General features: G+C 43.8%; 9 protein-coding genes. All 9 read left to right on the forward strand.

The genetic code is table 11. The features are described 5' to 3' along the window. Positions 1-300 precede the first annotated feature (300 nt). Positions 301-2,226 (forward strand): sigma-54-dependent Fis family transcriptional regulator, encoded by a 1,926-nt coding sequence (locus tag M301_RS06160; RefSeq protein WP_013147908.1) that lies wholly within the window; start codon positions 301-303, stop codon positions 2,224-2,226. An 86-nt stretch (positions 2,227-2,312) separates the two neighbouring features. Next, positions 2,313-2,657, forward strand: coding sequence for a DUF2946 family protein (locus M301_RS06165; protein ID WP_013147909.1), 345 nt, complete (start codon positions 2,313-2,315; stop codon positions 2,655-2,657). 66 nt (positions 2,658-2,723) lie between these two features. Then, complete coding sequence (locus M301_RS06170) at positions 2,724-4,070, forward strand: hypothetical protein (protein ID WP_013147910.1); 1,347 nt, start codon at positions 2,724-2,726, stop codon at positions 4,068-4,070. 10 nt (positions 4,071-4,080) lie between these two features. Then, complete coding sequence (locus M301_RS06175; protein ID WP_013147911.1) at positions 4,081-4,986, forward strand: metal ABC transporter substrate-binding protein; 906 nt, start codon at positions 4,081-4,083, stop codon at positions 4,984-4,986. A 50-nt stretch (positions 4,987-5,036) separates the two neighbouring features. Then, positions 5,037-5,804, forward strand: a complete 768-nt coding sequence (locus M301_RS06180) for a metal ABC transporter permease (protein WP_013147912.1) — start codon at positions 5,037-5,039, stop codon at positions 5,802-5,804. Positions 5,805-6,050: 246 nt separating this feature from the next. Beyond that, positions 6,051-8,732 (forward strand): methyl-accepting chemotaxis protein, encoded by a 2,682-nt coding sequence (locus tag M301_RS06185; RefSeq protein WP_013147913.1) that lies wholly within the window; start codon positions 6,051-6,053, stop codon positions 8,730-8,732. Between the two features lie 173 nt (positions 8,733-8,905). Further along, positions 8,906-11,707: a bifunctional diguanylate cyclase/phosphodiesterase gene (locus M301_RS14205; RefSeq protein WP_013147914.1), complete on the forward strand. Its 2,802-nt coding sequence runs from the start codon at positions 8,906-8,908 to the stop codon at positions 11,705-11,707. 168 nt (positions 11,708-11,875) lie between these two features. After that, positions 11,876-13,348 (forward strand): helicase HerA-like domain-containing protein, encoded by a 1,473-nt coding sequence (locus M301_RS06195; RefSeq protein ID WP_013147915.1) that lies wholly within the window; start codon positions 11,876-11,878, stop codon positions 13,346-13,348. 33 nt (positions 13,349-13,381) lie between these two features. Next, positions 13,382-15,067: a formate--tetrahydrofolate ligase gene (locus tag M301_RS06200; protein WP_013147916.1), complete on the forward strand. Its 1,686-nt coding sequence runs from the start codon at positions 13,382-13,384 to the stop codon at positions 15,065-15,067. Positions 15,068-15,078: the final 11 nt, after the last annotated feature.

Consider the following 15,078-nt stretch of genomic DNA (forward strand, 5'->3'; position numbering starts at 1 on the left):
TCAAATATAATATTTTTTAAGTTGTGTGTTGCTCATGTCGCGCATTGAACGATATTTGTAACAATGTGACTGTTGCAATGAAGTTATTGCAATTGATGTGCCAACATCAAAAATTGGCAATATAAAGTGGCTTTAGCTGAATAAAATGGTTTAAAATCAATCAACTATTTTTATTGAATGTTCATCTACGTTGATGGGATATTCATTAATTTTTTAATACTGTGTCAATATTGAACAATGTGTCACGTGACAGTTGTTCAATAAAGTTACTTACCCGAATTGGAAGTTTTACCCAAGTCAATGAATCATTTTTCGATAGATCGCCCGCAGAGCGTTTCGCAAGCCAGAAACGACTTCTTAACCAGAGGCAATGTAGAACAAGGCAGTATTGCTGAAGCCATAGAGCGCTCGTGGCGGCGCTGCCTTGCCAATGGCGTCAATGCCAACTCTCCATCTAATTTAGAAGTCATTACTGCACAAGAACTTGCGCTTAAGCGTGAACAAAATCGCCAACTGCTTTCACTTGCTTTGCCCGAAATGGAAACTCTAAACGAGCAAATTGCACATACGCGTAATATTGTGATTTTGACGGATGACCAAGGGGTTATTTTAAATAGCCTAGGCGGTCATCATTTGCTAAGAGAAGAGCAACGCATTGCCTTGTCACCGGGCGCATCTTGGCGTGAAGACCATCGTGGGACGAATGCTATCGGCACTGTGTTGATAGAACAATCCGCCATGACAGTGCAGGGCGCAGAACACTTTATGGCTTATCATCATTCGCTGAGCTGTTCTGCTGTGCCTATTTTTGGCGCTAAAAATCAGCTGATTGCAACGCTAGATGTATCGAATGACTCGAACACTTCGCAGCAGCACACGTTGGCGTTAGTCAAAATGTCTGCGCAGATGATTGAAAATAGGCTTTTCTTAGCCAGCCATCAAAGCGATATCGTCTTACATTTTCATGCGCGACCTGAGTTTATCGGCACCCTTTGGGAAGGCGTTGCTATGTTTAGTGAAGCAGGGCAACTGGTAGCGACGAACCGTAGCGGGCAATTTCAACTCAGCCTAAATTCGCAAAATAGCCAGACGGTGGATTTTGAAAATATCTTTGATATTCCGCTCGCAAGTTTACTCAGACAAATGAATGGTGCTGACAAGTTAATCGTGCCATTACGATTGAACAATGGCGCGCGTCTTTATGTGAAAGTTGAAACTTTACATAAACAGCAGCAATCATCAGTGGCGACACGTGAAGTGAAAAGAGCGAGTGCGGCTAATTTAGATTTATTGAATAGCGGCGATGCTAAAGTTGCACATGCGATTCAACAAGTTAAAAAAGTGCTGAACCGTGATATTCCTATTTTGATTCAAGGTGAAACAGGTGTGGGCAAAGAGCTATTCGCCCGCGCGATTCATGAGGCAAGTCCGCAACACAAAGGGCCGTGGATAGCGGTCAATTGCGCAGCCTTGCCAGAAGGCTTAATTGAAGCGGAGCTATTTGGCTATGAGGAAGGCGCATTTACTGGCGCTAAGCGTAAGGGTAGTGCGGGTAAGATAGAGCAAGCAGATGGCGGAACGCTATTTCTGGACGAAATCGGTGATATGCCGCTGGCATTGCAAGCACGCTTATTACGCGTTCTTCAAGAGCGTAAAGTCACGCCTTTAGGCAGCACAAAATCTATTCCAGTGAACTTTGCATTGGTAAGCGCCACTAATCAAAAGTTGAAAGAAAAAGTCGAATCTGGCGAGTTTAGAAGTGACTTATATTATCGCTTAAATGGCTTGAGCGTGGCCTTGCCCGCACTGCGAGATCGTACTGATTTACAGGCACTCATTGATGTCATTCTTCAGGTGGAACAAACCAGTGACATTAATATTTCTCCTAAAGTGATGGGGATATTTAAGACGCATCCTTGGCCAGGTAATATTCGACAATTACACAATGTGCTGAGAACCGCATTAGCACTTGCAGATGGCGAGGAGGTTGCTGAAACACACCTTACGCAAGATTTTATTGATGAACTGCAAGACTTAAATCTAGGCAATGTACTACGACCTAAAATAGCAGCGTCGCAAACTTTGGCTTTAGAGGATTTAGCTGAAGATGCCATTCGTTCGACCATGCAGCAGCATGCTGGCAATGTCTCAGCAGTGGCGCGCCAGCTTGGTATTAGCCGTAATACGTTGTATCGAAAATTGAAATTAATCGGGCTGATTTCTTAGATTGATTCATCTGCGCTCTTGTAGGCTTATGATTAACGTCTAAATAAATTCATATGACTTAATATTTAGTTTGCTATAATAAATTCATGATGCGTCGTTCATTTCTGACCTTATTCTTTGCTGTGCTGCTCATGTTTGGGCAGCAACAAGCAATGGTGCATGCTTATGTGCACACGGCAGATTTGCAACAAAAGTCTTCCAATCAGCAGACTTCAAATCAAAAGTCTTCAAGTGAAGATAAGTCTACCAATCATGCTGAAGTGTGCGGAAAGTGCTTATCACTTGCGGGCCTCACTGCAGCTATTGGTTCGCAAGCGCATATTCTCAATATTGCTTCAGGGCAATTTGAACTGTCGACGGTGTTACGCCAGTCCGTCGTTTCTACACATTTTTCTTCTTACCACTCGCGCGCCCCGCCTATCCTCGCTTAGTACTTAAATCTTAATCCACTCCTGTTAAGGCGTGGCTTTATTCATTTTTGCAACGACGAGGTTCACATGTTCAATCAAAAAGTATTGGTGCGCGCCATTGCGCTTACCTTCTTGCTGCCTGCTGCAGCAAAAGCAAACGATAGTAACGAATTAGAGGCATTACGTGCTGAAATTCAGCAAATGAAACAGAGTTATGAGTCGCGTATTCAGACCTTGGAATCACGCTTACAAACGACTGAAACAGTCGCGGGCGAGGCGGGTAAAAAGGCCGAAGAGGCCTCGGTACAAGCGAGTGCTAGACCAACTTCCAGCAATGCACTGAATCCGGATATTTCTTTAATTTTATCTGGTACTTATGCTAACCGTTCTCAAGATTCTAACTATCACATCACGGGCTTTCAGGCAGGTGGTGAAATTGGACCTGGCACCAAAGGATTTAATTTAGGTGAATCTGAATTGGGGGTTTATGCCAGTGTAGATCCTAACTTCTATGGCGGTCTCAACTTAGCCCTAGCGCCAGACAATACCATAGGTGTGGAGGAGGCTTTTGTACAAACAACTACCTTGCCTTATGGCGTTACGCTTAAAGCCGGGCGATTCTTTTCCAGCATTGGCTATCTGAATGATCAACATGCCCACACTTGGGATTTTGTAGATAATCCATTGGCTTATCAGGCTTTTCTTGGCAATCAGTTTGGTGATGATGGTATACAGCTTAAGTGGTTAGCACCGACCGATATGTTTCTGGAACTTGGGGCTGAATATGGCCGTGGACGCATTGCCGATACCGAAGGTCGAGATAAAAATGGCGGTGGCGCAGGCTCGCTGTTCGCCCATGTTGGTGGCGATTTAGGTGTTAGCAGTAGTTGGCGCGCGGGTTTGTCTTATCTGGAAGTTTCGCCTAAAGATAGATTGTCAAACGACATTGATGCCGTTGGTAATGATGTGACCAATAGCTTTACTGGAAATAGTAAAGTTTGGCTAGCCGACTTTGTATGGAAATGGGCTCCTAATGGCAATGCGACCAATACCAGCTTCAAGTTGCAGGGTGAGTATCTGCATCGCAAAGAGAACGGTGATTTGACAAATGGCACTGGTATTAATAATTACACAGCATCGCAAGATGGTTGGTACTTACAAGGTGTTTATAAATTCCTGCCCTATTGGCGCGCTGGTTTGCGTTATGACCAATTGAACAGCGGTAGTGTTAATTATGGCGATAACGCGGCTAATCTAGCGAATAGTAGCTACGACCCTAAACGCATCAGCGCCATGCTGGACTTTAGCCCAAGCGAATTTTCACGCATTCGTTTACAAGTATCTAGCGATAAGTCCCGCCAAGAAGCTACCGATAATCAAATATTCATCCAATACCAAATGAGCCTTGGCGCTCACGGCGCACACAAATATTAAGGAGATTTAGATGAAACATATATTCAAAGCATTATCACTCACTGTATTACTCGTCACAACACAATCTGCCCAAGCTGCACTTAATGTATTTGCCTGCGAGCCAGAGTGGGGCGCGCTTGCGCAAGAGCTTGGTGGCGATAAAGTTGCAGTATTTACCGCTACCAACGCTATGCAAGATGTTCACCATATTGAAGCTAAACCAAGCTTAGTTGCACAGCTGCGTAAGGCAGATTTACTAGTATGTACGGGTTCAGAGCTGGAAATTGGCTGGTTGCCAGTATTGTTACGTCAAGCGGGCAATACTAATGTGCTAGCAGGCAAGGCAGGTAATTTTGAGGCTGCGCATTATGTGCGTATGTTAGAAATACCAAACCGTCTAGACCGAGCGGATGGTGACGTGCATCCAGGCGGCAATCCGCATATTCAAACCGATCCACGCAATATTGCTAAAGTGGGCGATGCTCTGTCGCAGCGACTTTCAGAAATCGATGCGCCTAATGCTACGTTTTATCAGGCTAGGCATAAAGATTTTGCGCAACGCTGGCAAGATGCGAGCAAGCGTTGGGAGACTCAGGCAGCGCCACTTAAAGGCATGGCTATCGTCGTACAGCACAAAGGCTTCCCCTATTTAGAAGACTGGCTAGGTTTGCGTGAAGTGGCGACGCTGGAGCCAAAACCAGGCGTTGAGCCAACCAGTAGTCATCTTAGTGAGGTGCTTACGCAGTTGGAGCGCCAGCCGGCAAAGATGGTGATTCGAGCAGCATACAACAGCGAACGTCCATCGCAATGGTTATCAGAGAAAGCCAAGATTCCAGCGGTAGCGCTACCATTTACGGTAGGCGGGTCAGATCGTGCCAAAGACCTGTTTTCTTTATTTGACGACACCGTGCAACGACTTTTAGATGCCGCCAAATAAAACTTAATGACCATTTTTATTGCCAATAGATTGACCTACGGAGTGTACTCATGAATCTTGATACCTTAAATCTTAACATCCTTGGCCCAGCATTTTTAGCTGGCTTATTAGTATTGGCGACGCATGTGCCACTCGGGCAGCAAGTGCTTAAGCGAGGCATTGTGTTTATCGACCTCGCGGTGGCACAAATTGCTGCTTTGGGCGTGATTGCTGCCGATGCAATGGGTTGGGAGCCGCAAGGTATCAAGGTGCAAATTGCTGCAGTGTGCGCTGCTTTACTGGGCGCATTACTACTCACTTGGACAGAAAAAAAGTGGCCAGAAGTTCAGGAGGCATTAATCGGCGTATTTTTTGTGTTGGCAGCCAGCGCGGGCATACTTTTGCTCGCTAACAATCCGCACGGCGGCGAGCATTTAAAGGATTTATTAGCAGGTCAGATTCTTTGGGTCAGCATGAGCCAGTTGTTACCTGTTTCACTACTTACAGTGCTTATTTTAGCCGCTTGGTTTGGTTTAAAAGATAAAATGGGTCGAGCAGGTTTTTATGGATTATTTGCTCTAGCAGTCACCGCTTCAGTGCAAATGGTTGGCATATATTTAGTATTTTCCAGCTTAATTATTCCTGCACTTGCCGTGCGAAATTGGTCAGAATCAAGAAAAATGTTAGGCGCATACTTAATCGGCGCAACTGCTTATGTGCTGGGTTTAGCTGTTTCAGCCATCTTTGATCTGCCTTCAGGTGCTGTTATTGTTTGGTGTCTGGCGGCGGTGGGTGTGTTAGCTAATGTGTTTATTGCCAAATCTAAAGCTAATATTTAAGACAGTCTAGATTGCCTGATTTAACTGAATACTTTTATTTAATTCAATTAGTTATATGTTCCATATAGCTGCACTCACTTAATTTTCACACGTTTTGTTTAGCAAATCAGGCAATAGCCTGATTTGGCTACCATATACCCCTTGTATTCCCAAGATTAAATACAGCTGCCATGTAGTTAAATAAGTGTGCACTAATTTTAGTCTGTGTATTGAATGTGCTGCATAACAATCTTGGGAATAGTCGAAATGAAAATAGCTACACGTATAAAAGTCCTCGCCTCCATTGCGGCATTGGGCATTGTTTCTTTAATAGCAATGTCTGAATACACGGTTAATCGTGTATTTACAGAGGTTAATTATGCCAATCTAAATAGCATACCTTCCATTTCAAAATTAGCCGAAGCGAATGAGTATTTCTTACGCTTGCGGATTAGCTTGCAGCGCCATGTCATCCTTGACGACGCAGATGAAAAAAAGAACGAAGAGAAGTCAATAAACTCAAAAAAAGAAAAAGTTGATAATGCTATCAGTAGCTACAAATCGCTCATTTCAGATGAAAAAGACAAGTCTATGTATGAAGCAGAGTCTAATAAGCTATCACTGTATTATCAGGCAATGACCACAGTCATTGATCTTTCAAGCAGTAATGCTCTGAAAACACCCTCAGCGAAGCAAGCAGATAAAGTCACATTACAAAGCAAACTCAACTCAGCACTAAAAGATGCAGATGTTATTGGTAAGGATGTGACTAAGTTAATGGATCAGCATGCCGAATATAATTTGCAGCTTGCAAAACAAAATGCAGTGAATGCAGTTTTATCTAAAGATACTGCGCTAAAGATTTCTATGGTTTTTGGAGCTTTGGTGTTGCTTACAGTCTTGGGAATGGTCGCTTTGACTTTGCGTATTCTAATGCGTCAGTTGGGCGCAGAACCTAGTGATTTAGCTGAGTTGTCAAGCAATTTCGCGCAAGGTGATTTGAACCAAAAAATTGTGGTTCAAGAAAGCGATAAAACAAGTGTTGCTTACTCTATTAAGTCTTTACAAGACACACTGCACTCTATCGTTGAGTCTTTAAACCATGTAAGTGCGCAGCATGATGCTGGCGATATTGATGTTGATGTAGACGTTAGCCGATTTAAAGGTGGCTATGCCGACATGGCTGCAGGTGTAAACAAGATGGTGGCTGGTCATATCGATATGAACAAAAAAGCGCTTGCTTGTGTGAAGCGTTTTGGCGAAGGTGACTTAACTGCGACACTAGAGCAGTTTCCAGGTAAAAAAGCTTTTGTAAATGTAGCCATTGAACAAGTGCGCAGCAATATTAATGCGCTGGTGACCGATGTAAATGTGCTTTCTGCATCCGCTGTAGCTGGCAAACTCAGCACGCGGGCTGATGCAAGTAAACATCAAGGTGATTTCCGCAAAATTGTGCAGGGTCTAAATGATACTTTAGATGCAGTTATTAACCCGCTTAATGTAGCCGCAAGCTATGTAGATAGTATAGCTAAAGGCAATATCCCAGCTCAGATTACTGATACATATCATGGTGACTTTAATCAATTAAAAGACAATCTTAACCAATGTATTACAGCGGTTAATAGTTTGGTGAATGATGCAAACACCTTATCTCAAGCTGCTGAGCAAGGCAAACTATCAACCCGTGCAGATGCAAGTAAACACCAAGGCGACTTCCGCAAGATTATTGAAGGTGTAAACAACACATTGGATTCAGTGGTAGGGCCGCTCAATGTTGCTGCAGATTGCGTAGAGCGCATTTCAAAAGGAGATATTCCAGACAGCATTACGACGCACTACAACGGCGATTTTAACAATATTAAAGACAATTTGAACACCTGTATTCATGCGATCAATAATCTGGTGATCGACGCCGATATGTTGGCAGAGGCTGCTGCGGATGGTCGAGTCAGTGTCCGCGCTGACGCTACAAAACATCAAGGTGACTTCCGTAAAGTTGTTGAAGGCGTTAACGCTACTTTAGAAACGATCGTGGCGCCGATTGCCGCAGTCAAAGAGGCCGTAGAAACTATTACTACTGCGGCCAATGAAATTGCCACTGGTAATAACGACCTATCACAACGTACTGAACAACAAGCTTCTAGCTTAGAAGAAACCGCTGCAAGTATGGAACAGCTAGCCTCAACCGTTAAAAACAATGCTGAAAACGCCAAACAAGCCAACCAGCTTGCTGTAGCCGCTTCAGGCGTTGCGGTTAAAGGTGGTGAGGTTGTTGGTCAGGTCGTCAGCACCATGAGCGCCATCAACAGCAGTGCTAAAAAGATTGAAGACATTATCTCAGTTATCGATGGCATTGCCTTCCAAACCAACATCCTTGCCCTGAATGCCGCTGTTGAAGCTGCCAGAGCCGGTGAACAAGGTCGAGGTTTTGCCGTAGTCGCAGGTGAGGTGCGCAATCTCGCGCAACGTTCAGCTAGTGCGGCTAAAGAGATTAAAGAGTTGATTTCAGACTCTGTTAGCAAAACCGCTGAAGGTACAACGCAAGTTGAGCAAGCAGGTAAAACCATGCAAGAGATTGTCGCCTCTGTACAGCGAGTGACTGACATTATGGGTGAAATTACTGCCGCTTCAAGCGAGCAAAGCGCAGGCATCGACCAAGTCAATGCTGCGGTAACGAGCATGGACGAAACCACACAGCAAAATGCGGCTTTGGTTGAGCAAGCCGCTGCAGCAGCTGAGAGCCTAGTGGAGCAAGCGATACAGCTTGCAGATGTGGTCAGTGTGTTTAAGTTAGAAGGTACTACACGATTAGGTGCAAAATCAACGCACAAAGCTAGCCATGTGACATTAGTGAAATCTAAATCAGCGGTTAAAGCGGCAAATACACATCAAGCTAAAAAAGTAGAGGCTAAAACAGGCACCGATGATAACGAGTGGGAGGAGTTTTAAATATTGCTAATGGACAGACATGCAAGATGTGCGCGATGTCGTCTTTTAAGTCTTAATTGTGTCTGTAGGGCTATGCTTAAATATTTAATGACTAATTTGCAGTTGTAGTTGTTGAAAAAAACTAAACTTAGCTTATTATCTGGCTATCAATTGTAAATGAATTGTTAATTAATATGATTAATAAAATATCCACGATTTGGCGCTTCATTCTGCCCGTGCTCATTCTTTTAGCTGCGGCACCATTCGTGTTGATTACTCAACAAACCTCACAGCAGCTAGAGAGTATTCAAGCTGATGCCGATGAGCAAGCCAAAACCTTGGTGAGCTTACTTAGCGTAACTGATGAACTTGTCACGGATAAAGCAGATTTATCCATGCGTCTGCTAAAGGAACAAAGTCAGGCTCTTGGTGAACCCGCTATCGATGGTCAAGTCAATACTCAGGATAGAGTTGTACCTAATCTAATTTTTGGTAGCACCCCTATTACCAACTTTTTCAAATTGGTCGATGACTTGTCCAGTTTAGTTGGCGGTACTGCGACTATTTTTGTAAAAGATGGGGATGATTTTGTACGAGTTTCCACTAATGTTTTAAGAGTCAATATGTCCAGAGCAACGGCAACCATACTCAATCCGAATACCAAGGCTTTTGCCGCACTTAGTCTAGGAAAGTCATTTCACGGTGTGGTCGACATTCTGGACGAGCCCTATATCACGCGTTACGACCCTATGTACGATGCTAATGGCACTGTGATAGGTGCTTATTATGTGGGCTACAAAGTCGATATGAAAGTGATTCGCGATGCAGTGCGTAATACGCGACAGCTGAAAAGCGGCTTTGCTATGGTGCTTGATGGCAAAAATAAAGTTCGATTCCATTCAGCCCACGTACCATTTTCTCAAGCGGAGCGCTTGTTTCATGAGCAACCTGAAGGTTGGAAATTTGTCACAGAGGAAATTCCTAATTGGGGGTTCAAAGTAGTGGTTGCCTACCCATTGAGCGAGGCTAGAGCAATTGGGTTAGCGCACTCGTGGTTCATTATCATCACGGCTGTGGTACTGGGTACAATACTTTTAGTGATTATTTTATGGCAGTTGCGACGCTTGGTAGTCAATCCTATTGGTGGTGATCCTGCTTTGGCTATTGATGTCGTGAAACGTATTGCCGCTGGCGATCTTGAAAATGATGGTCTAGAGGCCAAGCCTAATACTTTAATGTCTAATGTGCTCAACATGCGTCAGAAGTTACGTGAAGGTATCGCTGCTTTACGGGAAAGCTCAGAGCGCATGGTGCTTTCTGCCAGTGTGTTTGAGCATGCACACGACGGCATATTAATTACTGATGTTGATCTGAATATTTTAAATGTTAACCCTGCTTTTTGTAAAATTACTGGCTATAGTCGTGAAGCTGCACTCGGCACTCACCCAAAAAATATCGGCTTTGTGGATAATGACCCTCAGTTTTTTGAGAAAATACAGCAAGAATCTGAATATGCAGGGGAGTGGAGAGGCGAAGCAAAAAATCTGAACAATAAAGGTGAAAGTTATGACGCTTGGATAGATATTTTTGCCGTGCGCGATGATGCACAAAAGATTACCAACTATGTTTGTTTATTTTCTGACATTACCGAGCGCAAGCAGGCCGCAGATGAAATTGAACATTTAGCTTTTTATGATTCGCTTACGCATTTAGCTAATCGACGCATGCTGATAGATAGATTAAAACGTGCGTTTTTTTCTAGCAAACGTACTGGTAAAGATGGCGCACTGCTATTTCTTGACCTTGATCATTTTAAAACGCTTAATGACTCACTAGGCCATGCGGTTGGTGACTTACTATTGCAGCAAGTAGCTTCACGTTTAACGGAGTGCCTGCGAGGTGGTGATACTGTGGCAAGGGTAGCCCGCTTGGGCGGCGACGAATTTGTCGTCATGCTTGAAGATTTAAGTAGTCATCCAATAGAAGCTGCAGCGCAGGCTGAAGCCGTCGGCCAAAAAATTCTGGCAACGCTTAACCAACCCTACCAACTTGCTACGCACGAATACCATAGTACGGTCAGTATTGGCGTAGCGCTATTTGGCGATCATGTAGATGCACAAGATGACTTAGTCAAACATGCAGATATTGCCATGTACCAAGCTAAAAGAGCTGGTCGAAATACTATGCGGTTTTTTGACCCATTGATGCAAGAGGCTATTGATACGCGGGCTGATTTAGAGCGCGAGTTGCGTAAAGCACTAGATAGGCAACAGTTTCAGTTATATTATCAAATTCAGGTTGATCAGTTGAATCGACCATTAGGTGCGGAAGCTTTAATCCGTTGGATACACCCAGAACGTGGCATGATACCGCCTTTTAACTTTATAAGCTTAGCAGAAGAAACAGGGCTGATTTTACCTATAGGTGAATGGGTACTTGATACCGCTTGTGCTCAAATCAAAGCTTGGCAGACTAATGAATTGACACGCGACCTGACCATCTCAATCAACGTCAGCGCTAAACAGTTTTACCAAAATAACTTTGTGAATCAGGTTCAGGCAGCTGTGTATCGTCATGGTATTAACCCAAGCCTACTTAAGCTTGAGCTGACTGAGAGCATGTTGCTGGAAAATATTGAAGATACGATTGTCACCATGACCGCATTGAAAGAAATAGGCATCAGGTTTTCATTGGATGATTTTGGCACAGGATACTCGTCTTTGCAGTACCTCAAACGGCTGCCACTCACACAATTAAAGATTGACCAATCATTCGTGCGAGATATTGTCTGTGATAGCAGTGATAAAGCGATTGTGCGGACGATTATTGCCATGGCGAAAAGTATGGAGCTGGAAGTGATTGCCGAAGGTGTGGAGACGAGAGACCAACAAGAACTCCTTTTAAAAATACACTGTAAACAATTCCAAGGATATTTATTTGGTAAGCCGATAACAATAGACGAGTTGGATGCATCGTTAAAGGCAAGCTTGCGGTAGCTTAAATTTCCATTAATTTAAGGCTTTAATTAAGAAATAGCTGAAGATGATTAAATATCTTCAGCTATTTTTTTGCATTCCTTAAGCTTGATTACTTTCATGTAGGCCCAGCTTAGTTTTGCTACAATGGAGCATCGGTTAACGCTCAAGAGATAGGACAATAAAAATATGTCAGAATCCTTATTAATTGCAAAAAACACTGAAACTTCTAGTTTTGTATTGCCTAAAATGGCTAATCGTCATGGCTTGATTGCTGGCGCAACAGGTACAGGTAAAACGGTCACATTACAAAGTTTAGCTGAGCAATTCTCAAACATAGGCGTACCAGTGTTCATGGCGGATGTGAAGGGTGACTTAGCTGGGATGAGCCAAATGGGTGGCGGTAATCCTAAAGTAGAGGCGCGCGTTCAGCAACTGGCGCTAAATGAATTTAGTTATAAAAAATGCCCAGTGACATTTTGGGATGTATTTGGTATAAAAGGACATCCGGTTCGCACTACCATGGCCGAGATGGGGCCGTTGTTATTAGCGCGTTTGCTAAATTTAAATGAAGTGCAAAGCGGCGTTTTGAATTCTGTATTCAAGATAGCAGATGATAAAGGCTGGTTGCTACTGGATTTAAAAGATTTACGCGCAATGATGCAACATGCGGCAGAAAATGCGACTGAATATCAATCTAATTACGGTAATATCTCAGCGGCTAGTGTGGGCGCGGTACAACGTGCTTTGCTTGAGCTTGAAACTCAGGGGGCAGATCAATTCTTTGGTGAGCCTGCGCTAAATTTAGATGACCTTATGCAGACCGATGCGCAAGGTCGCGGTATCGTCAATATTTTAGCGAGTGATAAGTTGTTCAACTCACCACGCATATACGCGACATTGTTGCTGTGGTTGTTATCAGAATTATTTGAAAAAATGCCAGAAGCCGGCGATTTAGATAAACCAAAGTTGGTGTTTTTCTTTGATGAAGCGCATTTGCTATTTAACGATGCACCAGATGCATTACTGCAAAAGATCGAACAAGTCGTGCGTTTGATTCGCTCTAAAGGCGTGGGTGTATATTTTGTTAGCCAAAATCCGCTTGATATACCAGATATGGTACTTGGCCAATTAGGTAACCGTGTACAGCATGCCTTGCGTGCCTTTACGCCGCGTGACCAGAAGGCCGTTAAATCAGCCGCGGATACTTTCAGAAGTAATCCAAAATTAGATGTGGCTACTGCTATTACTGAGTTAGGTGTGGGCGAGGCGCTAGTTTCATTCTTAGATGAAAAAGGCATTCCTACACCTGTAGAGCGTACCTTTATTTGCCCACCAGGCAGCCGCATTGGCCCTATTTCAGATGCTGAGCGCACGAATGTGGTGAATACCTCAAATGTCGCGGGATTTTATGAGAAGTCAGTCGATCGTGAATCTGCTTATGAAATACTCAAGGCAAGAACAGAGCAAGTGGCGACTGAAGCCAAAGCCGATGAAGGGTTCGATTGGGGCGGTATCTTCGGTGGTAGTAAAAAGTCTGGAAGTCGCTCAGATGGCGTGTTGGAAGCCGCAGCAAAAAGTGCTGCTCGTGCGATAGGCTCGCAACTAGGGCGTCAAATAGTTCGTGGTGTGTTAGGCAGTATTCTTGGCGGACGCAAATAATAACCTCGACCTACAACCAAAAGGACAGCCTTTATGAAGTCTGATATTGAAATCGCACAAGCAGCAGCACTCAAGCCGATTTTACAAGTTTCATCAAAGCTCGATTTAAATAGTGATGATTTGATTCCCTATGGTCAATATATTGCCAAGCTCAGCGCAGCGTGCATTCAAAAGTTACAAACTCAGGCTGATGGTCAATTAATTCTCGTCACGGCCATCAGCCCTACGCCAGCAGGAGAGGGTAAAACTACTACTACAATTGGGCTAGCAGACGCGCTGAATCAAGTGCTAGCCGATAAAAATCAACATGCGATGGTGTGTATGCGTGAACCTTCGTTGGGTCCTGTGTTTGGCTTAAAAGGGGGCGCGACAGGCGGTGGTTATTCGCAAGTAGTCCCGATGGAAGACATTAATTTACATTTCACAGGTGATTTCCATGCCATCAGCAGTGCAAATAATCTACTTGCTGCCTTAATTGATAATCATATTTATCAAGGCAATGCGCTAGATATTAACCCTGCAAGCATTACTTGGCGTCGCTGCATGGACATGAATGACCGAGCTTTACGTGACATAACGTTGAATAGTCGTAATAAAGCCGGTTCATTTTTTGATCGGCAAACGGGTTTTGATATTACAGTTGCTAGTGAAGTGATGGCAATATTTTGCTTGGCAACCTCATTATCAGACTTGCAAACGCGCCTAGGTAATATTCAAATTGGCTTAACTAGCGCAAATAAGCCAGTATTAGCCAGTGATTTGCAAGCCGAAGGCGCAATGACGGCATTGTTAAAAAATGCTTTTCAACCAAATGTGGTGCAAACTTTAGAGCATACCGCTGCCTTAGTGCACGGTGGGCCATTCGCTAACATTGCGCATGGTTGCAACTCAGTAGCTGCTACAAAAGCAGCATTGAAATTAGCAGATTTTGTGGTGACTGAAGCGGGTTTTGGTGCCGACTTAGGTGCGGAGAAATTCATTGATATTAAATGCAGAAAAACAGGCTTGCAACCAGCAGCAGTGGTATTGGTGGCGACAGTGCGTGCGCTTAAATATCATGGCGGTGTTGATATTACATCGTTAAATCAAGAGAATCTGACCGCTTTGAAAAGTGGCACGGCAAACTTGAAAAAGCATATAGAAAATCTTCAGCAACATTTTGGTTTAAAAGTCGTCGTGGCTATCAACCATTTTTTAAGTGACACCGAGGCTGAAATTGCATTACTTAGCACTGTGGCAGCTAGTTTTGGTGTGAAAGCTATCGTATGTAAACATTGGGCAAATGGCGGTGCAGGCGCTATAGACTTAGCGCATGAGGTCATCCGTATGACTGAACAGCCTACAAAAAGCTTTAAGTTGCTATATCCAGATGAGATGCCGCTGCTGGAAAAAATCGAGACCATTGCTCAGAAAATATATGGTGCAAGCCACGTGGAGTTGTCCTTAGAAGCGCAGACTGCACTTGCTAAGTTAGAAAAAAATTATAGTCATTACCCTGTGTGTATTGCGAAAACGCAGTATTCATTTTCATCAGATCCAACACTACGCGGTGCCCCAACGGCACATGTGTTAAAAGTACGTCAATTAAGGTTATCTCGTGGTGCTGAGTTCATTGTGGCTATCTGTGGCGATATCATGACGATGCCAGGTTTACCAAAACAGCCCGTTAGTGAGCGTATTGGAGTGAATCAGGCAGGTAGTATTGTTGGCTTAAATTAGTTAGAAGGTAC

Source organism: Methylotenera versatilis 301 (genome assembly GCF_000093025.1).
GTDB classification, from domain to species: domain Bacteria; phylum Pseudomonadota; class Gammaproteobacteria; order Burkholderiales; family Methylophilaceae; genus Methylotenera; species Methylotenera versatilis.